The organism is Agromyces seonyuensis, assembly GCF_009789225.1.
Taxonomy (GTDB): Bacteria; Actinomycetota; Actinomycetes; order Actinomycetales; family Microbacteriaceae; genus Agromyces; species Agromyces seonyuensis.
This window is the reverse complement of record NZ_WSTA01000008.1, coordinates 1-21,394: the sequence shown is the minus strand read 5'-3', so window position 1 is coordinate 21,394 and position 21,394 is coordinate 1. Positions and strand designations below refer to the sequence as shown.

General features: G+C 69.8%; 23 protein-coding genes and 1 pseudogene. 12 read left to right on the top strand and 12 right to left on the bottom strand.

Annotated features, from left to right (window positions below; translation table 11 throughout):
- The first annotated feature begins 1 nt into the window (after position 1).
- Positions 2 to 1,147: a thiolase family protein gene (locus tag GB864_RS03170; RefSeq protein WP_160422900.1), complete on the top strand. Its 1,146-nt coding sequence runs from the start codon at positions 2 to 4 to the stop codon at positions 1,145 to 1,147.
- The gene (locus GB864_RS03165) at positions 1,144 to 2,379 is read left to right on the top strand and encodes a CaiB/BaiF CoA transferase family protein (protein WP_160422899.1); all 1,236 of its coding nucleotides are present in this window, start codon (positions 1,144 to 1,146) and stop codon (positions 2,377 to 2,379) included. The genes GB864_RS03170 and GB864_RS03165 overlap by 4 nt, the downstream gene beginning before the upstream one ends.
- A gap of 165 nt (positions 2,380 to 2,544) precedes the next feature.
- On the opposite strand, the gene GB864_RS03160 is transcribed toward GB864_RS03165, so the two are convergent.
- The 5 genes from GB864_RS03160 to GB864_RS03140 all read right to left on the bottom strand — a co-directional run bounded on the left by GB864_RS03160 (position 2,545) and on the right by GB864_RS03140 (position 7,648).
- Positions 2,545 to 3,717 carry an Mrp/NBP35 family ATP-binding protein gene (locus GB864_RS03160; RefSeq protein WP_336603852.1) on the bottom strand — a complete coding sequence of 391 codons (1,173 nt, stop codon included), beginning with the start codon at positions 3,715 to 3,717 and terminating at the stop codon, positions 2,545 to 2,547.
- The gene (locus GB864_RS03155; protein ID WP_160422898.1) at positions 3,710 to 5,059 is read right to left on the bottom strand and encodes an FAD-dependent oxidoreductase; all 1,350 of its coding nucleotides are present in this window, start codon (positions 5,057 to 5,059) and stop codon (positions 3,710 to 3,712) included. Before GB864_RS03155 ends, GB864_RS03160 begins: the two co-directional genes overlap by 8 nt.
- Positions 5,060 to 5,063: 4 nt before the next feature.
- Positions 5,064 to 5,387, bottom strand: a complete 324-nt coding sequence (fdxA, locus tag GB864_RS03150; RefSeq protein ID WP_160422897.1) for a ferredoxin — start codon at positions 5,385 to 5,387, stop codon at positions 5,064 to 5,066.
- Between the two features lie 31 nt (positions 5,388 to 5,418).
- Positions 5,419 to 6,660, bottom strand: a complete 1,242-nt coding sequence (locus tag GB864_RS03145) for an NAD(P)/FAD-dependent oxidoreductase (RefSeq protein ID WP_160422896.1) — start codon at positions 6,658 to 6,660, stop codon at positions 5,419 to 5,421.
- Positions 6,661 to 6,832: 172 nt separating this feature from the next.
- Positions 6,833 to 7,648 (bottom strand): IclR family transcriptional regulator, encoded by an 816-nt coding sequence (locus GB864_RS03140; protein WP_160422895.1) that lies wholly within the window; start codon positions 7,646 to 7,648, stop codon positions 6,833 to 6,835.
- 194 nt (positions 7,649 to 7,842) lie between these two features.
- On the opposite strand from GB864_RS03140, the gene GB864_RS03135 reads away from it, so the two are divergent.
- The 4 genes from GB864_RS03135 to GB864_RS03120 are packed head-to-tail and all read left to right on the top strand — an operon-like array spanning position 7,843 to position 10,485.
- Entirely contained in the window at positions 7,843 to 8,637 is a 795-nt protein-coding gene (locus tag GB864_RS03135) for an SDR family oxidoreductase (protein WP_160422894.1), read from the top strand.
- A gap of 14 nt (positions 8,638 to 8,651) precedes the next feature.
- Entirely contained in the window at positions 8,652 to 9,278 is a 627-nt protein-coding gene (locus GB864_RS03130; RefSeq protein ID WP_160422893.1) for a carboxymuconolactone decarboxylase family protein, read from the top strand.
- Between the two features lie 2 nt (positions 9,279 to 9,280).
- The gene (locus GB864_RS03125; protein WP_160422892.1) at positions 9,281 to 9,772 is read left to right on the top strand and encodes an HtaA domain-containing protein; all 492 of its coding nucleotides are present in this window, start codon (positions 9,281 to 9,283) and stop codon (positions 9,770 to 9,772) included.
- A 2-nt stretch (positions 9,773 to 9,774) separates the two neighbouring features.
- On the top strand, positions 9,775 to 10,485 hold the full coding sequence (locus tag GB864_RS03120) for a TetR/AcrR family transcriptional regulator (protein WP_160422891.1): 711 nt from the start codon (positions 9,775 to 9,777) through the stop codon (positions 10,483 to 10,485).
- Between the two features lie 93 nt (positions 10,486 to 10,578).
- On the opposite strand, the gene GB864_RS03115 is transcribed toward GB864_RS03120, so the two are convergent.
- Positions 10,579 to 11,514, bottom strand: coding sequence for an SDR family NAD(P)-dependent oxidoreductase (locus tag GB864_RS03115; protein WP_160422890.1), 936 nt, complete (start codon positions 11,512 to 11,514; stop codon positions 10,579 to 10,581).
- Positions 11,515 to 11,680: 166 nt separating this feature from the next.
- Between GB864_RS03115 and GB864_RS03110 the strand changes: the two genes are divergently transcribed.
- Complete coding sequence (locus GB864_RS03110) at positions 11,681 to 13,321, top strand: flavin-containing monooxygenase (RefSeq protein WP_202106948.1); 1,641 nt, start codon at positions 11,681 to 11,683, stop codon at positions 13,319 to 13,321.
- Positions 13,321 to 13,626, top strand: coding sequence for a DUF4286 family protein (locus GB864_RS03105; protein ID WP_160422889.1), 306 nt, complete (start codon positions 13,321 to 13,323; stop codon positions 13,624 to 13,626). The genes GB864_RS03110 and GB864_RS03105 overlap by 1 nt, the downstream gene beginning before the upstream one ends.
- A gap of 339 nt (positions 13,627 to 13,965) precedes the next feature.
- On the opposite strand, the gene GB864_RS03100 is transcribed toward GB864_RS03105, so the two are convergent.
- Together GB864_RS03100 and GB864_RS03095 are read right to left on the bottom strand one after the other, a co-directional pair.
- On the bottom strand, positions 13,966 to 14,724 hold the full coding sequence (locus GB864_RS03100; protein WP_160422888.1) for an SDR family NAD(P)-dependent oxidoreductase: 759 nt from the start codon (positions 14,722 to 14,724) through the stop codon (positions 13,966 to 13,968).
- Positions 14,721 to 15,173: a nitroreductase/quinone reductase family protein gene (locus GB864_RS03095; protein WP_160422887.1), complete on the bottom strand. Its 453-nt coding sequence runs from the start codon at positions 15,171 to 15,173 to the stop codon at positions 14,721 to 14,723. The genes GB864_RS03100 and GB864_RS03095 overlap by 4 nt, the downstream gene beginning before the upstream one ends.
- A gap of 40 nt (positions 15,174 to 15,213) precedes the next feature.
- Here GB864_RS03095 and GB864_RS03090 point away from each other — a divergent pair, with 40 nt between their 5' ends.
- On the top strand, positions 15,214 to 15,804 hold the full coding sequence (locus tag GB864_RS03090) for a TetR/AcrR family transcriptional regulator (RefSeq protein ID WP_202106947.1): 591 nt from the start codon (positions 15,214 to 15,216) through the stop codon (positions 15,802 to 15,804).
- Between the two features lie 50 nt (positions 15,805 to 15,854).
- Here the strand turns inward: GB864_RS03090 and GB864_RS03085 are convergent, their stop codons facing one another.
- Positions 15,855 to 16,646 carry an SDR family NAD(P)-dependent oxidoreductase gene (locus tag GB864_RS03085; RefSeq protein ID WP_160422886.1) on the bottom strand — a complete coding sequence of 264 codons (792 nt, stop codon included), beginning with the start codon at positions 16,644 to 16,646 and terminating at the stop codon, positions 15,855 to 15,857.
- 159 nt (positions 16,647 to 16,805) lie between these two features.
- Here GB864_RS03085 and GB864_RS03080 point away from each other — a divergent pair, with 159 nt between their 5' ends.
- Entirely contained in the window at positions 16,806 to 17,291 is a 486-nt protein-coding gene (locus GB864_RS03080) for a MarR family winged helix-turn-helix transcriptional regulator (protein WP_160422885.1), read from the top strand.
- A 157-nt stretch (positions 17,292 to 17,448) separates the two neighbouring features.
- On the opposite strand, the gene GB864_RS03075 is transcribed toward GB864_RS03080, so the two are convergent.
- Positions 17,449 to 17,682 (bottom strand): hypothetical protein, encoded by a 234-nt coding sequence (locus GB864_RS03075; protein WP_160422884.1) that lies wholly within the window; start codon positions 17,680 to 17,682, stop codon positions 17,449 to 17,451.
- Positions 17,679 to 17,849: a hypothetical protein gene (locus GB864_RS03070; RefSeq protein ID WP_160422883.1), complete on the bottom strand. Its 171-nt coding sequence runs from the start codon at positions 17,847 to 17,849 to the stop codon at positions 17,679 to 17,681. The genes GB864_RS03075 and GB864_RS03070 overlap by 4 nt, the downstream gene beginning before the upstream one ends.
- Positions 17,850 to 18,072: 223 nt before the next feature.
- Here GB864_RS03070 and GB864_RS03065 point away from each other — a divergent pair, with 223 nt between their 5' ends.
- Both GB864_RS03065 and GB864_RS03060 read left to right on the top strand, forming a co-directional pair.
- The gene (locus tag GB864_RS03065; RefSeq protein ID WP_160422882.1) at positions 18,073 to 20,289 is read left to right on the top strand and encodes an MMPL family transporter; all 2,217 of its coding nucleotides are present in this window, start codon (positions 18,073 to 18,075) and stop codon (positions 20,287 to 20,289) included.
- 276 nt (positions 20,290 to 20,565) lie between these two features.
- Positions 20,566 to 21,294 carry a hypothetical protein gene (locus GB864_RS03060; protein ID WP_160422881.1) on the top strand — a complete coding sequence of 243 codons (729 nt, stop codon included), beginning with the start codon at positions 20,566 to 20,568 and terminating at the stop codon, positions 21,292 to 21,294.
- Here GB864_RS03060 and GB864_RS03055 read toward each other — a convergent pair.
- Positions 21,291 to 21,394: pseudogene (locus GB864_RS03055) on the bottom strand (IS481 family transposase); the annotation flags it as partial. The gene GB864_RS03060 and the pseudogene GB864_RS03055 sit on opposite strands and share 4 nt — an antisense overlap.

Genomic DNA, 21,394 nt, shown 5'->3' with positions numbered 1-21,394 from the left:
CATGAGCGAGAACGTCTACGTCGTCTCGGCGGCCATGGTGCCGTTCGGCAAGCACCGCTCCTCGTCCTACGTCGGCCTCGCCGTGCCGCCGCTCATCGACGCGCTGCGCAGCGCGGGGGTGTCGAAGGAGGACATCGACGCCGTCTGGGTCGGCCACTCGTACGGCGGCATGATGACCGGCCAGCGCATCTGCAAGGAGATCGGCCTCGGCACCGTGCCGACAGTCAACGTCGACAACGCCTGCTCGTCCGGCGCGACCGCCGTGCACGAGGCGTGGGAGGCCATCTCCCGCGGCGACATCGACGTGGCGGTCGTGATCGGCGTCGAGAAGCTCACGCAGTTCGGCGGCGGCACGCTGCCGCTCTCGCCGGAGGACCGCGAGGTCAAGCAGGGCATCGTCATGCCCGCCGTCTACGCGATGCGCGCCATGCGCTACCTCCACGAGACCGAGGCGACCCCCGAGGACCTCGCGCTCGTGAGCGTCAAGGCCCGCAAGCACGGCGCCCTCAACCCGTTCGCGCAGTTCCGCAGCGAGGTGACCGTCGACGAGGTGCTCGCCGCCCGCCCGGTCGCCGACCCGCTGACGCTGCTCATGTGCTGCCCGACCGGCGACGGCGCGTCCGTCGTCGTACTCGCCTCCGAGCAGGCCCGCGCCCGCCTCGGCGTGCGCGGCATGCGCGTCGCCGCATCGATCCTGCACTCCGGCCAGGTCGCCGAGGGGTACCGCGACATGACCGCCCCCGAGATCAGCAAGCATTCGGCCCACGACGCGTACGAGGCCGCCGGCATCGGCCCGGAGGATCTCGACATGATCGAACTGCACGACGCGTTCTCGATCGCCGAACTCGTCTACTACGAGACGTTCGGCCTCGCCGAGCGCGGCCGCGGCATCGCCCTCATCCGCGACGGGCGCACGACCTTCGGCGGCGACGTCGTCGTCAACCCGTCGGGCGGTTTGCTCGCGAAGGGTCACCCCGTCGGCGCCTCGGGCGTCGCGCAGATCGCCGAGGCATTCTGGCAGCTCACCGGCACCGCCGGCGACCGCCAGATCGAGGATGCCCGCTGGGCGATGACGCACGTCACCGGCGGCGGGACCGCCGGCCTCGACCACGGCGCCTGCACGATCCACCTGTTCGAGGCGGCATGAGCACCGCGCTCCGTCCGCCGCTCGAGGGAGTGCGCGTCATCGACCTGACGACGTTCCTCTCCGGGCCGTCGGCGACGCAGCTGCTCGGCGACCTCGGCGCCGAGATCATCAAGATCGAATCGCTCGACGGCGACTCGAGCCGCGCGATCGCCGGCCCCGAGGTCGACGGCGACAGCGCCTACTTCCTGGCGAACAACCGCAACAAGCGCTCGATCGCGCTCGACCTGAAATCGCCGCGCGGCCTCGAGGTCGCGAAGCGCCTCATCGCCGGCGCCGACGTCGTGGTCGAGAACTTCCGCCCCGGCGTCACGACTCGCCTCGGGCTCGCGCCGGAGACGATCACGGCGGAGCATCCCTCGCTCGTCTGGGCGTCGATCAGCGGCTTCGGCCAGGAAGGGCCGTGGCGCGATCGGCCGGCCTACGACATGGTCGTGCAGGCGCTCGGCGGCGTGATGAGTCTCAACGGGCATCCCGGCGCCCCGGCCGCCCGACTCGGCATCCCCGCCGGAGACGTCGTGGCCGGGCTCTACGCCGTCATCGGCGTTCTCGCGGCGCTGAGCGCCCGCGCCGAGACCGGGACGGGGCGCATCGTCGACGTCTCGATGCTGCGCGGCCAGCTCGCGATGCTCTCGTACCAGGCCGTCTACACGGCCGTGCGCGGCACCGCGCCCGGCCCGCAGGGCGCCGCGCACGACTCCATCGCGACGTACCGCTCGTTCCGCGGCGGCGACGGGCGCGAGTTCGTCGTCACGGCGAACACCCCGCGCATGTGGGAGGAACTCTGCCGCGTGCTCGGCGTGCCGGAGCTCGTCACCGATGAGCGCTTCGTCGACGCGGCCTCGCGACTCCGCAACAAGGTCGAGCTCTGGGAGCTCCTCGAGGCGCGCGTCGCGACACGGCCCGCGGCCGAGTGGGTCGAGCTGCTGACGGACGCTTCCGTCCCGGTCGCCCCGGTCCGCAACGTGCTCGAGGCGCTCCAGGATGCCCGCGAAGCCGACGACGGTTCGCTCGTCACGGTGCGGGGCGAACATGCCGAGTTCGAGAACGTCGCAACGCCGATCCGGTTCGTCAACACGGCCGAGGTCGAGCCGGTGTACCCGCCGGCGCTCGGCGGCGACACCGTCCGGCTGCTGGGCGAGGTCGGCTTCTCGGTCGATGAGGTCGAAGCGCTGCTCGGCGACGGCGTGGCCGGCGCGCCCTCGGCGCATGCGGTGGGGGCCGGAGTGCGCTGACGAGACTCCTGCGCGGTCGCATGGTCGCGCGGTCGAGCAGCGAGTGGCCGGACACGGGCGTGTCCGGCCACTCGTCGTCTGCGGGGCGTGTCCCGGACGCTCGGGGTCCGCCCGGAACTGCAGAACCCCCGGCGCCGCAGGCGTCGGGGGTTCGTCGTCGGGCCGTCAGACGACCGAGAGCGGCAGCTTGATGCCCGCGAGACCGCGGGAACGCACCGCCAAGGTCGCCGCGAGCTCGGCGAACGCGCGCGCGGCCGGGTCGCCGGGATGTTCCGCGACGACCGGCAGTCCGGCGTCGCCGCCGGCGCGCAGCGCCGTGCTGAAGGGGATGGAGGCGAGCGTGCGGATCTCGTCGTCGGGCGTCGAGAGACGTTCGGCGACCGCGGCCCCGCCGCCCGAGCCGAAGGGCTCGAACGGCGAGCCGTCGGGCAGCACGGCCGGCGCCATCGTCTCGACGACGCCGAGGAGGCGCTGGCCGAGCTGGCGGGCGAGCTGGCCGCTGCGCACGGCGACACTCGCGGCGGCGCGCTGCGGCGTCGTGACGACGAGCACCTCGGCGTGGGGGAGCAGGTGGCCGACGGAGATCGCGGCGTCGCCCGTGCCGGGCGGCATATCGATGAGCAGCACGTCGAGGTCGCCGAAGTAGACGTCGCCGAGGAACTGCTCGAGCGTGCGGTGCAGCATCGGACCGCGCCACGGCACCGCGGTCTCTTCGGCGCCGGGCTTCAGGAACATCCCGATCGAGATGGTCTTGACGCCGTACGCGACGGGCGGCAGCGCGAGCTCGTCGACGTGGGTCGGGCGGCGGATGCGGCCGGACTCGTCGACGAGCCCGATGAGCGCGGGGATCGAGAAGCCGTGCACGTCGGCGTCGATGAGGCCGACCCGAAGCCCGCGGTTCGCGAACGCGATCGCGAGATTCGCGGTGACGGTCGACTTGCCGACGCCGCCCTTGCCGCTCGTGACCGCGATCACGCGCGTGAGCGAGTCCGCCGTGAACGGGTTCGCGGCGGTGCGCTTGCCCCCGCGGAGCTTCGCGGTGAGTGCGGCGCGCTGCTCGTCGTCCATGACACCGACCTCGACGCGCACGTCGTGGATCCCGGGAACGCCGGACGCGGCGTCGTGCACGTCGCGCTCGATGCGCTGCGCCATGGGGCATCCGGCGATCGTCAGGAGGATGCCGACGGAGGCGACTCCGTCGAGCACCTCGACCGAGCGGATCATGTCGAGCTCGCCGAGCGGGCGGCGCAGCTCCGGGTCGGTGACGGCACCGACCGCGACGCGGACGGCGTCGGCCGAATCGACCGAGCCGTCCGCGTGGAGGGTGGAGCTAGACACCGGCCGTCGCTCCGGCGAGTTCGGCGGCGCGCAGCTGCTCGGCGCGGATGTGGAGCTTGATGCGTTCGCGGCCGACGGCTTCGCCGGCGGCGATCTCGGCGGCCTCGATGGCGCGCCAGTCGCTCCAGTCGACGACCCGCACGTCGCGCCCGCGGAGCAGCGCGTCGACGGTCTCGGCGCTGGACGCAGTGGAGGCGCCGCCGCGGGCGGCGACGTCCGCGAGCACCGACTCGACGGTCTCCAGAGCGCACTTGCGGTTGGTGCCCACGACGCCGTTCGGGCCGCGCTTGATCCAGCCGGCGACGTACACGCCCTCGACGACGTCGTCGCCGTCGATGACGCGCGAGTCGCGGCTCGGCACGACGCCGGCCCGCTCGTCGAACGGGAGGCCCTCGAGCGGCTTGCCGAGGTAGCCGACGGAGCGGAGGGCGAGGTCGACCGGCAGGTCTTCGACGACCGACGGGTCGCTCGTCGCACGGAGGCGGATGCCCGTGACCGTGCCGTCGCCGAGGAACTCGACGGGAGTGCGGTCGAAGACGAAGCGGATCGTCTTGCGGCGGCCGAGCACTCCGCGGTCCGCAGCCTTCTGGAAGGTCGCGACGAGGCGCTTTGCGGCCGGGTCGCTCGCCAGGTGCGCCTGCTGCACCTCGTCGAGCTCGAGATCGGCGGCGTCGATGACGACGTCGGTCGAGTCGACCTCGAGCAGTTCGATGAACTCCTTGTTGGTGAACTTCGCGAACGCCGGTCCGCGACGTCCGATGACGACGACCTCGTCGATCGTGCTCGCGGCAAAGGCCTCGACGATGTGCTCGGGGATGTCGGTCTTGCGCAGGTCCTCGACCTCGCGCACGAGCATCCGGGCCGCGTCGAGGGCGACGTTGCCGACGCCGATGACGACGGCGCGCGTGCCGCCCTGCAGCACGAAGGCGTCGGCGGCCTGGTCGGGGTGGCCCTGGTACCAGGAGACGAACTGCCGGACGGCGTCGACCCCGTCGAGGTCCTCGCCGTCGATGCCGAGGCGTCGGTCGAGCGGGGCGCCGTGCGCGAAGACGACGGCGTCGTAGTGCTCGCGGAGCTCCGCGATCGAGAGGTCGCGGCCGATCTCGACATTGCCGAGGAAGCGGACGCCGGGCGTCTCGTCGAAGACCTCGGCGAACGAGGTCGTGATCGACTTGACGCGGGGGTGGTCGGGGGCGACGCCGTAGCGGACGAGCCCGAACGGCGTGGCGAGCCGGTCGAAGACGTCGACCTCGACGGGCGACTCCGACTCCTCCGTGAGCAGCTGCGCGGTGTAGGCGCCGGACGGGCCGGAGCCGATGACGGCGACTCGGGTGACGGACATGGGTTCAGGCCTCCTTGCGCGGTGCGAGGTCCGCGATGACGTCGACGTCGTAGTCGAGCTTCCCGGCCTTGCGGCCGGACTTCGGGGTGTCGATCTCGGCGAAGAATCGCTCGTTGATCTCGATGAACTGCTCCTGCTCGGCCGGCAGTTCGGCGTCGTAGAAGACCGCGTCGACCGGGCACGCGGCGACGCACGCCCCGCAATCGATGCAGAGGTCGGGGTTGATGTACGTCATCCGCCCGCCCTCGAAGATGCAGTCGGCCGGGCACTCCTGCATGCAGCTCGTGTCCTGCACGTCGACGCAGGCTTCGGTGACCACGTAGACCATCGGGGGTTCCTTTCTCTTCCGGATGCCTCGTTCAGGCGGCCGCGCGTGGCGCGAGCTGCTCGAGCTGGTCGGCGACGGACCGTGCGGATCCGCCGGTCATGAGCAGGCGGCGGGCCTGGTTGAGTGCGCGCACCCAGTTGACGGTGACGACGCCGACCGCGTCGCCCGCGGCGTCGGCGTGGACGACCGCGACGCGTCCGTCGACGGCGAGGTCGCCGACGAGGATCGACGTGCCGTTCGGGTCGCGGTGGCCGACGGTGTGCACCTTCCAGTCGTACTGGTCCGACCAGACGTAGTCGGAGGAGGCGTACTCGGCCTCGGCGCCCTGGGCGATCGCGGCGGCGACGAAGCGCGCCTGGTCGCTCGCGTTGGTCCAGTGCTCGGCGCGATGCAGGCCGCGGCCCGCGTGGGGCCAGCGGGCGACGTCGCCGATCGCGTAGACGTCGTCGGCGCCGACGGCACGCAGGCCCCCGTCGGTGACGACGCCGTTCTCGAGCGTCAGGCCGGAGCCGGCGAGCCAGTCGGTGCCGGGGATCGAGCCGATGCCGACGACCGCGGTCGAGGCAGCGAGTTCGGTGCCGTCGTCGAGGACGACGGTGAGGTCGCCGGCGGTGCCGCGGATGTCGACGACGCCGACGCCGAAGCGGGTCTCGGCGCCGTTCGCACGGTGCAGTTCGACGAGGCTCGAGGCGATCTCGGGGCCGACGAGGCGGGCCATGGGTTCGGTGACGGGGTCGACGACGGTGACGGGGCAGCCGAAGCCGATCGCGGCGGCGGCGATCTCGGTGCCGATGAAGCCGCCGCCGACGACGACGACGGGCTCGCGGAGGGCGAGGCGCTCGGCGATGGCGCGGGCGTCGTCGAGGGTGCGCAGCTGCAGGACGCCCGACTCGGGGCGCCAGGGGGAGGGCCGGGCGGCGGCGCCCGTCGCGATCACGAGCACGTCGTACGCGAGGGTCGTGCTGTCGGCGAGGCGCACCGCGCGGGCGACCGTGTCGAGGCCGGTCGCGGCGATGCCGAGCCGCAGGTCGACGTCGAGTTCGTCGAGTTCGGTCGGGGTGATGAGGCGATTGCCCTCGACGACTTCGTCCGACCAGTCGGATTTCAGGACGTCCTTCGACAGCGGCGGGCGGTCGTAGGGGAGCTCGGCCTCGGCGCCGACGAGGGTGATCGGGCCGGTGTGGCCGATGGTCCGCAGGTTCTGCGCGGTGCGCGTCCCGGCGAGGGACGCGCCGATGATGACGACGTGGCGGGCGGCGTCGGAGTCGCTCATGGTGTTCCTCAACTTCGCTGTCGGGGGGATCCGTGTCTCGTACAAGCGAACTACAGTTCGGTTGTACGCAACAGTGAGTATCGCCGGAGGGGTCGGCGATGTCAACCGGAAGCGCCGCGGCCCGGATGCTGCGAGAGCATCCGGGCCGCGGCGTGTGCGGAACGTGCGCGGGTCAGGCGTCCAGGCGCTGCCCGCTGATGTTGGCGCTGATGCGGTCGGCGGCCCGGCGCACGGCGTGCGCGAGCTCGAGCGTCTTCGACTGGTCGAACCGGAACTCCGGGATCGAGATGCCGGCGGCGCCGGCGACCGATCCGGGCGTGAGCCCGAACACCGGCGCCGCGATCGCGACCGCGCCCTCGATGCGCTCGCTGTGCGTGATGGCGTAGCCGTCCCGGCGGATCTCGGCGAGCCGCTCCAGCAGCGATTCCGGGTCGGTGACCGTGTCGGGCGTGAGCTTGGTCAGCGGACCGTACGCGACTTCGCGCTGCACCTCGTCGGGGGTGTAGGCGAGGATCGCGAGCCCGCTGGCTCCGCCGTGCAGCGGCAGCCACTGCTGCAACGGGAGGGTGTAGCGCAGGGGATGGGGCGACTCGACCGCGGTCGTGAACATCATCGAGCGCCGCTGCTCGTTGTAGAGCGACGAGAACGCCGACTCGCCGGTCTCGGAGACGAGCTCGTGCAGCACGCCGAGCGCGAGCTCCTGCGAGGGGTAGCGGTCGGTCGTGAGCCACGCGAGGCGCAGGAACTCGAGTCCGAGGCGGTAGGACGTGCCGACTTCGGCGCGGCGCACGAGCCCGAGCTTCTCGAGGTCGGTGATGAGCCGGTGCGCGGTGCTCGGGCTCACGTCGAGCCGACCGGCGAGCTCGCGGACGCCGTGCGCGTCCTTCGGGCTCTCGACCATGTACGTCAAGAGCTCGATGCCGCGGGCGAGCGGTTGCCGGCGCCGGCTCGTCTCGCTGGATTCGACCGCATCAGTCGTGGTGCTCATCGCCTGCCTTCGTTCGGTGGGTGCCTCCCACAGTGGCTTGACAACCAGTGAGGCGCAAGCGATCCTAGTGCTGTCGCTCAACAGAACATGCGTTCCGTTGAACAACAGAATTGTGACCGAACCGCACGGATGCCGCCTCACCGACGAGCCAGGCGACGGGCGGTGCTCGGTTCTTCGATGGAGAGGAATACGCAATGTCGATCGCCGAGGCACCGGTCTCCGCCCCGGACCACGCCGCACACGGCCGCAAGGTCGCCCTCGTCACGGGCGCCGCCGGCGGCATCGGACTGTCGATCGCCGAGCGGCTCGCGGCCGACGGCTTCTCGGTCGCGATCATCGGCCGCACGCCCGGCACCGCCGCCGCAGCGGCCGCCGACATCGTCGCAGCGGGCGGCACCGCGCGCGGCTACGACGCCGACGTCGCCGACCGCGAGCAGGTCGACGCCGCGCTCGCCGAGATCCGCGCCGACTTCGGTCCCGTGTCGGTCGTCGTCGCCAACGCCGCCGTCGCCCCGCAGCAGAAGTTCCTCGAGATGACGCTCGAGCAGTGGAACACCGTGCTCGGCATCAACCTCACGGGCACGTTCAACACCGTGCAGGCCGCGCTCCCCGACCTCGTGGAGGCCGGATGGGGTCGCATCGTGCTCATCTCGTCGTCGAGCGCCCAGCGCGGCGCCCCGAACATGGCCCACTACGCGGCCTCCAAGGGCGGCCAGATGGCGATGACGAAGGCGCTCGCGGTCGAGTTCGGCAAGGCCGGCATCACTGTCAACACCGTCGCCCCGTCCTCCGTCGACACGCCGAGCGTCGCCAAGAAGCGTGCCGCGGGCACGATCCCCTCGGCCGACGACATGGCGAAGTACATCCCGGTCGGCCGTGTCGGCGTCGGGTCCGACATCGCCGCCGCGGTCGCCTACCTCGTGTCCGACGACGCCGGGTACGTCACCGGCCAGACCATCTCCGTCAACGGCGGATCCTTCATCGGCTGAGCGGAGCGAACGACATGACCGACACCACTGCCACCACCACCCCGCGCGTCCCGCCGCGCCCGACCGATGACTGGACCGCCGAGGTCGACGAGGCGTTCGCCGTCCTCCGCTCCCACGCGCCCGGCGGCGCGGCTCCCGCTTCGACCGAGCGCCCGAAGGCGAACATCCTCGGCATCTACGCCTGGCATCCCGACTTCATCAAGGGCTGGATGCCCTTCTCCAACCACCTCCGTCGCTCGACGCTGTCCGACCGCGTCCGCGAGATCGCCATCCTCCGCACCACCTGGCTCGGCTACGGCGAGTACGAGTGGGCGCAGCACGTCTGGATGAGCAAGGCGAGCGGCGCGCTCACCGAGGCCGAGATCGCCGCCCTCTCCGAGGGCCCGGATGCCTCGCTGTGGTCGGCTCCCGATGCCGCGCTCGTCCGAGCGGTCGACGAGATGGTCACGGGGGACCGGCTCGCCTCCGACGAGACCTGGGCCGCGCTCGAGGCGCAGTTCGATCGGCAGCAGCTCATCGACTTCGTCTTCACGATCGGCACGTACGACATGCACTGCGTCGCCTTCCGCAACCTCGGACTCGAACTCGAGGACGGCATGGCCGGTTTCCCCGCCGACCACCGGCCGCCGGCCGGGAGCTGACGATGGCGACCGCGACCGCGACCGTCGACGCGCTCCACTGGGCCGTTCGCGACTCGCTCATCACCTACGTCACGCGCATCGCCCGCGGCACCTGCACCGTCGAGGGCGGCGCCGTCGAAGGGGAGGGCGGGGTCTTCTCGTTCCCGATGCGACGGGCCGTCCGCGAGGGCGACGATTGGCGCTTCTCGTTCGAGGGGCGGGTGCGCTTCCACGCGCACGGCGGCCTCATGGACATCCTGATCAAGGACCCCGAGGTCGTCGTCGGACCGGACGGCGGCGTGCTCGCCACGCACGTCGACGGGAACGACGACGACCTGCTGGCGGTCGTCGCCATTGCGGCGGCGAGTCCGGTCGATCGTGCCGACGGCACCGAGCTTGTGTGGGACGCGGTGTCGACGCAGCTGGCGCCGGCGGCCGTCGGGTTGTTCGGCACCGTGTATCCGGCCGGCACGGAAATGGCACCGATCGGGATCAGGATCGCGCTAGATTCCTAGTCATGTCTCAAACCGCGACGGAGCCTCGGCCGCGCGCGAACGCCCGCCGGCCTGCCGGTGAGCGCGGGAACGTGCGCGGCGAGGCCACTCGACAGCGCATCCTCGACGCCGCGGAGCGGCTGTTCGCCGAGCACGGGATTTCAGCCGTCGCGCTGAGAGACATCGGAGTCGCGGCCGGCCAGCGCAACCACGCGGCCGTGCAGTACCACTTCGGCGATCGCGACGGGCTCGTCGCAGCGCTCATGGAGTCGCGCGGCGCCCAGAGCGAGAGCATCCGCACCGACATGGTCGCCGAGCTCATGCTCGGCGGCGAAGTCCCGACGGTCGCCGACGTCGTGGCCGCGTTCGTGCGTCCGCTCGCGATCCACGTGCGTCCGGACAACCACTACCTCGCGTTCCTCTCCCTCTACATCACCGAGGAGGGCGGCTACGAGGGGCTCGCGCCGCAGGGCCTGCACACGGGGGCGGCGGTCGTCTCGCTGCGGGCCCTGCTCGCCAAGCTGCTGCCCGAGGTTCCGGCGGCGGTGCTCGACGAGCGCTGGTGGGTCGCCCTCACGAGCGCGGTCCATGCGCTCGCCCGCTACCAGTCCGCGCAGCAGAAGCGCGCGCAGGCGGCCAAGCTCGACGTGCTCCTCGACGATCTCGTCGTCTTCCTGAGCGCCGGCCTCGGCGCCCCCCTCGTGCCGGGCGATCCGCGCGTCGCGACGGGCTGACCCGAACGGGGAACGGGGGCGCGGGCCGAAGCCCGCGCCCCCGTTCCGTGTTCCCGCGATCCAGGCGCCGGATCGCGAGCCCGAGCAGCGCCCTCAGGCGAGGTGCGCCATGAAACGCCCGGCCCAGTCGTTCAGGCTCGTCGGCACGTAGTAGCCGTCCTGATCGTTGATCTCGTCCCAGTGCTCGACGACTTCCTCGGGGGTGGGAGCGTCGTCGGCGAGCCAGCCGGGAGTGATGCCGAAGAACCAGCGCGAGAAGCGCTTCGCGCCCGCGACGAGGATCTCGCCGTTCACCGGGCAGGACTCGTGCGCGAGCAGCGCCACCATGGGGGAGACGAGGCCGGTCTCCATCGCCTGCACACGCGCGGCATCCATGCTCGACGAGGTGACGATGTTCGGCTTGTCGGTCGTCTCGCTCGGACGCGTCACCGCGTTGGGCGCGATGGCGTTGACAAGGATGCCCTTCGGGGCGCCCGACGTGGCGAGGCTGCGTGTGAAGCCCAGCAGCGCGCCTTTCGCCGTCGCGTAGGCGAGGTTGTTCGGCAGTCCGAGCATGCCCGTGGAGACGGTCGTGATGACCCGGCCGTAGCCCTGCGCCTCGAAGTGCGGCCAGGCGGCCCGCGTGGTGTGCCACGTTCCCCGCAGATGCACGTCGAGGGTGCGCTCGAGGTTGTCGGCGTCGGCGTCGGGGAATGCCGCCCAGCGCGAGATGCCGGCGTTGTTGACGACGACGTCGATGCGGCCGAACTCGCGGACGGCCGCCTCGACGAGCGCGTGGCAGTTCGCCTCGACGCCGATGTCGCTCGTGTCGGCGATCGCGCGTCCGCCCGCCGCAACGATCTCGGCGACGACGTCGTTGGCGGGGCCGTGATCGCTGCCGACGCCCTCTTTCGAGCCGCCGAAGTCGTTCACGACGACCGCGGCGCCGCGCTCCGCGAGGAGCAGGGCATGGGCCCGGCCGAGGCCGCGGCCGGCGCCGGTCACGACGGCGACGCGTCCGTCGAATCGGAGGTCAGCAGGTGCGTTCATCATTCTCCCTTGAGTGATCGGTGGATTTCACCATACGCGCTGAATTCAGGCAAGCATAACGTTGCGGCGACAATCACTGATCACGGGGATGGTTGTCAGTATTGAGCACGTGTGCTTAGCTTTGTGCGATGGCCGAGGCCAGAGCAGAGAAGCAGGAGCGAGCCTGATGACGAGCAGGACGGACAACGACGTCGACGTCGAAGTACTGGTGATCGGAGCCGGCGTCGTCGGCATCTACGCCCTCCACCGGGCGATCGAGGCGGGATTCACCGCGCAGACCCTCGAAGCCGGCGACGGCGTCGGGGGCGTCTGGTACTGGAACCGCTACCCGGCGGCCCGGTTCGATTCGGAGAGCTACACGTACGGCTACTTCTTCTCGAAGGAGCTCTTCGACGAGTGGGCCTGGGAGGAGGAGTTCGCGACGCAGCCCGAGATCGAGCGCTACCTCAACCACGTCGTCGACAAGTTCGACCTCCGCCGCCACATCCGCACCGGTCAGCGCGTCGTGTCGGCCGTCTGGGACGACGATGCGAACCGCTGGGACATCACGACCGAGGCCGGTGAGACGGTGCGCGCCCGCTGGGTCGTCTCCGCGACCGGCGGCCTGTCGGTGCCGCACTACCCCGAGGTCGAGGGCCTCGCCGACTTCCAGGGCGAGGGGCACCACACCGGCGCCTGGCCGCACAAACCGCTCGAGTTCGCCGGCAAGCGCGTCGCGATCATCGGCAACGGCCCCTCCGGCGCCCAGATGCTGCCCGTGATCTCGGAGATCGCAGCTCAGGTCGACCTCTACCAGCGCACCGCGACCTGGACGACGCCGCTGAACAACGCCCCGCTCACCGATGAGAAGCGGCGGTGGCTCAGCGACAACTTCGAACGGATCGCGGCGCAGCTCACCTCCCCGGCGAACCCGACGGGCTTCATGCACCCGCCGGCCGGGAAGTTCTCGACCGAGGACAGCGCCGAGGAGCGCCAGGCCTTCTACGAGGAGATCTGGAAGGCCCCCGGCTTCGGCAAACTGACGTCGAACTACTACGACATGACGACCAACCGCGAGGCGAATCTCGAGTTCTGCGAATTCCTCGCGAACAAGGTGCGTTCGATCGTCGCGGACCCGGCCACCGCGGAGCGCCTCATCCCGACGGACCACCTCTTCGGCGCCAAGCGCCCGCCGTTCATCCACGACTACTACGAGTCGTTCAACAAGCCGAACGTCTCGCTCGTCTCGCTGAAGGAGACCCCGTTCGTGCGGATCGACGCGACGGGCATCGAGACCACCGGGGGCCACCGCGAGTACGACATCATCGTCTACGCGACGGGCTTCGACTTCGGCACCGGCGCACTGACCCGCATGGGCATCCGGGGCCGCGACGGTCTGGACCTCTCGACGGACTGGGAGGACGGCCCGAGCGACTTCGCCGGCTTCGCCGCGCACCGCCTCCCGAACTTCTTCTTCCCAGGCGGCCCCCACGGCGCCGGCGGCGGCAACTACCCCCGCTACTCGCAGGACCAGGTCGACTGGATCGCCGACGCCATCGTGTACGCGCGCGAGAAGGGCTTCGACCGATTCGAGCCGACCGCCGAGCACGAGCAGGCCTGGATGGACATGGTGGCGGAGCTCGCCCCGAAGTCGATCTTCTCCGCCGAGCACAGCCACTACTACGGCGCCAACGTCGTCGGCAAGCCGCGCAAGTTCCTGCTCAACCCGGGCGGGCGCGGGAAGCTCCACGAGATCCTGAGCGAGTTGTCCGCATCGACCGACTTCGACGGCGCGCTCGTCGCGACGCGCGAGGCGGTGAACGCCTGATGGCCGAGACGCTGATCGCCCTCGTCAACCCGGTCGAGGGCCGCGACGACGAGTTCCGCGAGTGGTACTGGGGCACGCACGTCCAGGAGGTGCTCCAGCTCCCGGGCTTCGTCTCGGCGAAGGCACTGCGCCTGACCGAGGAGCCGGGCGGCGCCGCGCCGTTCCGCTATGCGACCCTCTACGAGGTCGAGGGCTCGGCCGTCGACGCGCGCAACACGATGTTCGGCGCGGGCCTCGGCATGAGCGACGCGATGGACCTCACCGCCATGATCGTCGCCCCCTACGGCAGCCCGGCCACCGTCTGAACCGGATCACCGGACCAGTGCGGCAAGTTCGCCGCACCGGCCCGGTCTCCACCGAGATCGAAGGAGCTCACAAGAGGGACGGGCTTGCTGCACGCGTAGGTGACGCCAGCGCTGAGGTGGTGCCGGCGCTGTCGCCAAGATGCGTCGCAGCCGCTACCGCAAATATGAGTCGCAGCAAGGTCGCCCGGATGGCCTACGACGCGGTGCTTCGCGACGTCGCGGTGATCGGCGAGGCAGTCAAGACGCTGCACGGTCTCGACCGCTCTCGATCGACTACGGCCTATTCCTGGCGGCTTGGGTGACGCGAGTTGATTCGCTCGAATGCTCGGGGAGCGGCGGTTACAGGTACGCGCCGCCGGAGACTTCGATGCGCTCTCCGGTGACCCAGCGCATCCTCGAGGAGGCGAGTGCGGCGACGGCGTCGCCGATCTCGTCGGCATGGCCGACGCGTCCGAGGGCGGTTCGGGTCGAGAGTTCCGCGCGGAGGTCGGCGTCGTCTCGCATCGCACCGCCGTTGAAGTCCGTTGCGGTGGGGCCGGGGGCGATGGTGTTCACGCGGATGCCTCTGGGGCCGAGTTCGCCGGCGAGGCTGCGCGAGAACGTCTCGATCGCGGCCTTGGATGCGGCGTAGATCGAGGTTGCGGGGCTGACGTGGCGAGTCAGCGAGGTCGTGACGTTGATGATGTGCCCCCGACCGTCGAGCAGAGGGAGGAGTGCCTGCGAGGTGAAGTACGTGCCGCGCAGGTTTGTGGCGACGAGTGCGTCGAACTCATCGGAAGTGACCTCGTCGAACATTCCGAAGCTGCCGACTCCGGCGTTGTTGACGAGCACGTCGACGTGGTCGGAGTCCCAACTCAGGAGCAGCGCCGCCCGGAGCCGGAGGGTGGACTCGCTGAGTGAGTCGACGTCGGCGACGTCGACGGCCCACGTGAGGTGGGGGATGTGCTCGGCCGTCAGGAGATCAGTCGTTTCGGTGATGTCGCTGCCGGGGCGGTGGGCTGCCACGACTTGGTGCCCTGAGCGGCCAAGAGCGAGTGCGATGCTCTGCCCGAGTCCGCGGTTGGCGCCGGTGACGATGGCGATCGAGCGTGCGGTCATGAGTTTGCTCCGGCCGGGAAGGTGATGTGCATGAGCGGGCTTCCCGTGAGCCAGGCGGCGAGCGGTTCGACGGGCTGGGGGATGCCGGCCGGGTTCCGGGGCTGATTGAGGTCATCGATGATCGAGCCCAACACGTGCGCGCGCGTGTTGGCGTCGCGGATCGGTTCGGCGTGCGCGTGGAGGTCTGCTCGGATGCCGTGCTTGAGGTGGAACGTGAAGTCCGGGTTGCGGAGGAGGTTCGCGTACCAGCTGCGTCGTGCCGGGGAAGTGGTGAGGTAGATCTCGCCGTCCACGCGATAGAACCAGACCTCGATGCGCCGGGCGCTCCCAGTGCGGGCTCCGATCGTCGTGATGTCGATGGTCCGCTCGCGGGCTGAGGAGGCGGGGGTCATGGCGAGTGCGCGGGTGATCCGGGCGGCTTCGGGATCGCGATGTAAGTAAGTATTCATTTACCAATACGCTAGGCCGTGCCGGACGCGGCGTCAAGCGATGGAGGGAAGCGTGATGGTGGTTCGGGATGCGGAGGCGACGCGTGCTCGGATTCTGGAGGCGGCGTTGGCGGAGTTCGCCGCCGTCGGGCTGGCAGGTGCGCGGGTCGAGCGGATCGCCGCTGAGGCGGGCTCGAACGTCCGGATGATCTATGCGTACTTCGGGAACAAGTCCGGGCTGTTCGATGCGGCGGTGCGCTCGGCGGTCGAAACGATGGCGGCGGCGGTGCCGCCGACGCCGGATTCGCTCGCGGAGTGGGCCGGGCGGTTGTTCGACTTCCATCTCGAGGACCCGACTGCGCTGCGCGTGAGCCTGTGGGCGCAGCTCGAACGACCGGCCGTCGCGTCCGAGCCGATGGGTGCGTATCTCGAGAAGACGCTCGCGGTCGCCACGCGGGTCGGCAGTGCCCGTCGGGCCGTCGATCTGCTGGTGATCGTGTATTCGATCGCGCAAGCGTGGGTGCTCTCGCCGCAGGGGTTGCTCGCCGCCGACGGGTCCGATCCGTCGAGCCCTGAGCGCATCGTCTCGCATCGGGCCGCTGTGGTTCGCTCCGTGGCCGCGATCGTCGACCTCGAGGTGTCGCAGCCGTGAAGTCGGCCGGCGGGCGCGTCTTGCACCCGCCGGTCCGAGGTTCGGCACGGTTAGAGCATCGAGGTCAGCACCCCGCCGTCGACGCGTAGCGCCGCCCCGTTGGTCGCCGAGGCGAGCGGGCTCGCGAGATAGGCGACGAGGTTCGCGATCTCGGACGGCTCGATGAAGCGTTCGAGCAGGGTCGTCGCGTTCGCCCCGATGATCGCGCCCTTCACTGCATCCACCGGTGCGGCTTGTGAGCCGGCGATGGACTCGACCGTCGCAGCGACGCCGTCCGAGTACGTCGGCCCGCCGAGGACGGTGTTGACCGTGACGGCCGTGCCCCGCGTGAGCTTGGCGAGCCCATTGCCGAGGGCGATCATGGCGGCCTTCGTCACGCCGTAATGGATCATGTCCGCAGGCACGTTCACGCCGGACTCGCTGCTGATGAAGAGGATCCGGCCCCAACCACGCTGCAGCATCCCTGCCACGACGTGCCGGGAGAGGCGGACACCGCTCAACAGGTTGACCTCGAGGTATCGCGCCCAATCGTCGTCGGTGATCGAGTCGAACGTCGCCAGCCCAAACAGCCCGACGTTGTTGACGAGGATGTCGACCTCACCGAGTTCGCCGAGCAGGGCGTCGACTTCGTCGGCGGCGGTGAAGTCCGCGACGAGTCCCGAGTGCTCGGCCCCGGGGTGTGCGGCCCGCAGCCGCTGGACTGCTGCATCCACTCGCTCGGCCGACCGGCCGTTCACGATGACTCGGGCACCTTCGGCGGCGAGTCGCTCGGCCACGGCGAACCCGATCCCCTGCGTCGAACCGCTCACGAACGCCCTCTTGCCCTGTAGTTGCAGGTCCACTACCCATCTCCTTGCGTCGGCGCCCTCGGCGCCGCTCTTCGTTGCTCAGGCTCGTCGGATGACTTTCCCAGGCAAGTGAATGTACTCCGATTGACTTGCTCAAGCAAGTCATGGGCGCGCCGTGCGTGCCGTCCTCATGCGGTGACATAGCCTCGATGCATGTCGACTCCAACCGAACCGCCGGCGCTGAGCGGAGTCCGTCTTGAAGCCTGGGCTGCGCTCGCGACGTTGCTCGAGCGGCTCCCCGCCGCACTGGATGCGCAGCTCACGCGCGACAGCGGGCTGACGCACTTCGAGCACGGGCTGCTCTACGCGCTCGACGGTGCACCGGAGCGCGCACTGCGCATCAGCACGCTCGCCGGGTATGCGAGCAGTACGCTCTCGCGTCTCTCGCGGGCGATCTCGAGACTCGAGTCCAAGGGACTCGTCCGCCGGGAGATCGACCCCGCGGACGGCCGATTCACGCTTGCCGTGCTGACTGAATCCGGCCGAACGACAGTTGCCGAATCCACGCCGGCCCATCACGCTCTCGTCGAGCAACTCGTGTTCGGGCCGCTCTCGGAACCGCAGATCCGACAACTCGCCGAGATCAGCCGCCGAATCAACCGGGCGATCGATCCGACAGGAATATGGAATCCGAAGTGAGACACCGGGCGGATCGAGTTTCTCGAAGACGATCCTGAGCATGGTGCTGGCGTGACCCGGAGCCGGCGCGAGCTCCTCACAACCTGCCGACCGGCGGCAAGTGACCAACAACAACCCGGAGGGGTCGACTTCTCGTCCGATGAAACGGGGTCAGATCTCAGCCGACCTTGACTCGCGGGACGAGCGGATCAGTGGTGAGCGGCAGCGTGCAGCCCCGGTACTCGTCGCTGGCGGTTGTCGCCGCGGCGAACCGTCGGATCAGGCGTGCACCGGACCGGATGACCCAGTAGGCGAGCATGACCGTGAGCATGACCCCAGCGACGAGTACGAACAGCGTCATCTCGATTGCAACGTAGGCGGCAGCGAGCGGGTACAGCAGCACGCGGGTCATCGCTCGGCTCGCTCGGTCGCCCACCGATCGGTCGCGAGCGCCGCCCAGGGCAGAACGGACGTCAGCAGCAGCACTCGATGCCGGACGGGTGCGGCTCTGGTGGGCCGCGGCTTCACCATCGGGCTGTGCTCGTCCGTGGCCTGGGGGCTCTTCACTGATGGATTCATGGGTTCCTCCTCGATGTCCATGCCAGCTTGGCGAGCCGTCCTCGTTCGGTCGTCGTGCAGGGGGAGCGACGGTTCTACTGCGTTCGGAGTAGACCTCGCCGGCATCTGCGACGCACTACTGCGAACGCAGTAGAGCCGTCGCTCCGACCGGACGATTCAGGTTGCGGCCCATTCGGGGAACGTTGGGGTCGATCCGAATCAACTGCGTCACCCGAGGAGCCCCATGTCCGTTTTCTTGTCAAAGATCGGGCGCTTCGCCGCCCGCTTCCGCTGGCCGGTGGTCGGCGTCTGGGCGCTGATCTTCGCCGCCCTTGTGGGCGTACTCGCGGTCGGCACCGCGAATGGCTCGCCCGGCGCCGTCACCGACTCGATGCCCGATACGAATGCATCCCAGGCGCTCGAGAGGATGGATGATGCGTTCCCGAATTCCGCCGCCGCCGCCGGCGCGGATCTGCAGCTCGTCTTCGTTCCGGACAGCGGCGACGTGACCGCTTCGGGGACGGTCTCCGCGATCTCCGCAGTGCTGGCCGATGCGGCGAACCTCCCGGGCGTGGAATCGGTCTCCGACCCCTACAACGCGCAGCAGCCGTACCTCTCCCCGAAACTCGACGTCGCGGTCTCCACGATCCACTACGGCGAACTGAGCGAGGAACAGCAGGAGAAGTACTACTCCGCAGCGCTCGAACTCCTGAAGTCGGCGCCTGCCGACCTCGGAATCGAGCTCGGCGGGAACCTCGTGCCGCTCGGTGCTCCCGCACCGGGCATCGGCGAAGCGGTCGGTGTGATCATGGCGCTCGTCGTGCTCGGTCTCACATTCGGTTCGCTGCTCGCCGCCGGCGTCAACCTGTTGCTCGCGGTGTTCGGCGTCGGCGTGGGGCTCGTCGGCGTGCTTGCGTACGGCGCGCTCACGCCGATTGGCGACAACACGATCATCCTCGCCGCGATGATCGGACTCGCCGTCGGAATCGACTATGCGCTCTTCGTCATCTCGCGTTTCAGACTGGAACTCCGGAAGGGCTCGAGCGTCCCCGACGCGGTGACGCGCGCCGCCGGCACCGCCGGTACTGCCGTACTCTTCGCCGGACTCACCGTCATCGTCGCCCTCGTGGGCCTGGTGGTGGTCAACATCCCCGTCATCACGGAGATGGGCATTGCAGCGGCTTTCGCCGTACTCGTCGACGTCCTCATCGCCTTGACATTGCTGCCGGCCGTTCTCGGGCTCCTCGGCCGTCGGATGCTTTCGACGCGGCAGCGTGTCGCGCTCGATCGCGGCGAGTTCCTGGAAGAAGGCGGCCGGCAGCGGCGGGGACTCATCCGCGGGTGGAGCAGCCTCACGGTGAAGCGACCGATCATCTCGGCAGTCGCCGGAATCGCGGTGCTGGTCGTGATCGCACTCCCGATGTTCCAGATGAAGACCGCGCTCTCGGTGCCGGGCGGCGCCGACCCGGACTCGACCGAGCGGGCCGCGTACACGGAGATCCTCGATGCATTCGGCGGCGTGCAGAGCCCGCTGATCGTCCTCGCGGAGGGCGACGAAGTCGCCGCTCGTGCTGCCGCGGTGGTGAACGGCTTGTCCGAGATGACCGGAGTGCAGCAGGTTGTGCCGGCGGAGCTCAGCTCCACCGGTGAGATGGCTCGGATCATCGTCATCCCGGAAGCCGGTCCGATCGACCAGCAGACCAAGGATCTCGTCCACGCCATCCGCGACGACGCCGACTCCTACGATGGCGTGCACTTGGAAGTCACCGGTGAAACCGCGATCGGGATCGATCAGGACGCGCAGCTCAACGCGGCGCTCATCGAGTACCTGATCATCATCGCAGTCATCTCGGTCCTGCTGATGGTCCTGCTGTTCCGCTCGATCCTCATCCCACTCATTGCGACGGCCGGATATCTCCTCTCGGTGGGGGCCGCGTTCGGCGCGTCGGTCGCGGTCTTCCAGTGGGGGTGGCTGGACGCGTTGATTCCTGCGCCGCAGGGCGATCCGATGCTGAGTCTGCTGCCGATCATCCTCGTGGGCGTGCTGTTCGGTCTCGCAATGGACTATCAGGTCTTCCTGGTCTCCCGAATCCAGGAACTCCACAAGAAGGGCATGGACCCGAAGGCCGCGATCCGCGAAGGTTTCGCGCGCAGCGCTCCAGTGGTCATCGCGGCGGCCTCGATCATGGTCGTGGTGTTCGGCGGGTTCGCGACGAGCGAGTTCTCGGTCGGTGCATCCATCGCCTTCGGTCTCATGGTCGGCGTCGCGGCAGACGCATTCATCGTCCGGCTCGTGCTGATGCCGGCACTGCTCTCCCTGTTGGGGCGAGCCGCCTGGTGGATGCCCGCTTGGCTCGATCGGGCCATGCCGTCGGTCGACGTGGAGGGCCACGCCCTCGACGTCGCAGAGGACGACGCGCCCCGGCAGGTCGGATCTGGAGAGCTCTCCAAGGTCGGCTGACCGACCGGACGCACGATGGGGCCGCCGCTTCTCGCGGCGGCCCCATCGTGCCGTGCGACTCAGGCGGGGGCCTTGCCCGCTCTACTGCGAGCGCAGTAGGAGGCTCGATGCACGTGGACGACGCCTCGGAGCATCCGCTCGGCGAACCTGAAGGAGTCAACTGCACGAACGGAGAACAGGAGCAGCGATGTCGAAGACGAAGAAGATCACCATCGGGGTAGCGGTCATCGGCGCGCTCGCCGCGGCCGCGACGATCATCGGCGTGCGGTCGCGCGCGTGATCGGAGATCCGGCGCCGGACGGCTCGCCGAACGGCGCCGGGTCGCCCACCCCGCTCACCCGCGTCGAGCAGATCCGCCTCGAACTCCGCAACCGTGGCACGCGTCTCGTCCTGCTCGGTCGGGCGTCACTTCTGCCCACGGCGCTGCTGATCGGTGCGAAGGCTGCCCTCGTACTCGCTGCTCCCAGTTGGTTCCTGTTCGGCAGCGTGGCCGTCAGCGCGGGATTGCTCGCCGCGAAAGCTCGCCTGTTGCTCGTTGCCGGACCAGGACGGGGGCGGCGTTCCCAGCCCGAGGTGCGTGTTGCACGCACATCGCGCTGCGTGAGTCTGGCCCTCATCTTCTTCGGCCTGATCTGCGGCCTCACCGGCATTCCGGCTTCCCTCGACGCGGAGCGTGTTGCATCCTCCCCGCTCGGAGTCGGCATTGCGCTGGCGGCGATCTCGTTCACCGAGTTGATCGCGTGCGGAATCGGAATGGTCGTGGGTCGGCGCGATGCGCAGCCGTTCGCCGCTGACCTGCGTCGTGTGAACCTCGCCTCCGGGCTCGTCCTCCTCACGTTGGCACAGGTCGCGCTGCTCTCGGCGACGGGCGCCTCGCACCCCGCGGGGCCCGGTCTGCTCGGCCTCGCAGTCGCCGTTGCCATCGGGATGCTCGGCGCCAACGGCCTCACGCGAACGGCGTCGATCCGACGACGACCGGCACGAGGGGGCGTCCGCCCGACCTAGCTGTGATGTCCAGGCAGGTTGTTGAGTCTGCTGATGGGTGGGGCTCCGATCGCGGAGTGGCGCCTGTGCTGATTGTAGAAGTGGAGCCAGCTGGGTAGGG

What these genes read in the sequence shown, in the direction of transcription:
- GB864_RS03165 (WP_160422899.1), top strand. Translation starts at nt 1,144, where the DNA reads ATGAGCACCGCGCTCCGTCCGCCGCTCGAGGGAGTGCGCGTCATCGAC.
- GB864_RS03075 (WP_160422884.1), bottom strand. Translation starts at nt 17,682, where the DNA reads ATGACCCGCGTGCTGCTGTACCCGCTCGCTGCCGCCTACGTTGCAATC.
- fdxA (WP_160422897.1), bottom strand. Translation starts at nt 5,387, where the DNA reads ATGGTCTACGTGGTCACCGAAGCCTGCGTCGACGTGCAGGACACGAGC.
- GB864_RS03070 (WP_160422883.1), bottom strand. Translation starts at nt 17,849, where the DNA reads ATGAATCCATCAGTGAAGAGCCCCCAGGCCACGGACGAGCACAGCCCG.
- GB864_RS03170 (WP_160422900.1), top strand. Translation starts at nt 2, where the DNA reads ATGAGCGAGAACGTCTACGTCGTCTCGGCGGCCATGGTGCCGTTCGGC.
- GB864_RS03140 (WP_160422895.1), bottom strand. Translation starts at nt 7,648, where the DNA reads ATGAGCACCACGACTGATGCGGTCGAATCCAGCGAGACGAGCCGGCGC.
- GB864_RS03120 (WP_160422891.1), top strand. Translation starts at nt 9,775, where the DNA reads ATGTCTCAAACCGCGACGGAGCCTCGGCCGCGCGCGAACGCCCGCCGG.
- GB864_RS03065 (WP_160422882.1), top strand. Translation starts at nt 18,073, where the DNA reads ATGTCCGTTTTCTTGTCAAAGATCGGGCGCTTCGCCGCCCGCTTCCGC.
- GB864_RS03095 (WP_160422887.1), bottom strand. Translation starts at nt 15,173, where the DNA reads ATGAATACTTACTTACATCGCGATCCCGAAGCCGCCCGGATCACCCGC.
- GB864_RS03090 (WP_202106947.1), top strand. Translation starts at nt 15,214, where the DNA reads ATGGAGGGAAGCGTGATGGTGGTTCGGGATGCGGAGGCGACGCGTGCT.
- GB864_RS03100 (WP_160422888.1), bottom strand. Translation starts at nt 14,724, where the DNA reads ATGACCGCACGCTCGATCGCCATCGTCACCGGCGCCAACCGCGGACTC.
- GB864_RS03080 (WP_160422885.1), top strand. Translation starts at nt 16,806, where the DNA reads ATGTCGACTCCAACCGAACCGCCGGCGCTGAGCGGAGTCCGTCTTGAA.
- GB864_RS03130 (WP_160422893.1), top strand. Translation starts at nt 8,652, where the DNA reads ATGACCGACACCACTGCCACCACCACCCCGCGCGTCCCGCCGCGCCCG.
- GB864_RS03145 (WP_160422896.1), bottom strand. Translation starts at nt 6,660, where the DNA reads ATGAGCGACTCCGACGCCGCCCGCCACGTCGTCATCATCGGCGCGTCC.
- GB864_RS03135 (WP_160422894.1), top strand. Translation starts at nt 7,843, where the DNA reads ATGTCGATCGCCGAGGCACCGGTCTCCGCCCCGGACCACGCCGCACAC.
- GB864_RS03125 (WP_160422892.1), top strand. Translation starts at nt 9,281, where the DNA reads ATGGCGACCGCGACCGCGACCGTCGACGCGCTCCACTGGGCCGTTCGC.
- GB864_RS03110 (WP_202106948.1), top strand. Translation starts at nt 11,681, where the DNA reads ATGACGAGCAGGACGGACAACGACGTCGACGTCGAAGTACTGGTGATC.
- GB864_RS03105 (WP_160422889.1), top strand. Translation starts at nt 13,321, where the DNA reads ATGGCCGAGACGCTGATCGCCCTCGTCAACCCGGTCGAGGGCCGCGAC.
- GB864_RS03115 (WP_160422890.1), bottom strand. Translation starts at nt 11,514, where the DNA reads ATGAACGCACCTGCTGACCTCCGATTCGACGGACGCGTCGCCGTCGTG.
- GB864_RS03155 (WP_160422898.1), bottom strand. Translation starts at nt 5,059, where the DNA reads ATGTCCGTCACCCGAGTCGCCGTCATCGGCTCCGGCCCGTCCGGCGCC.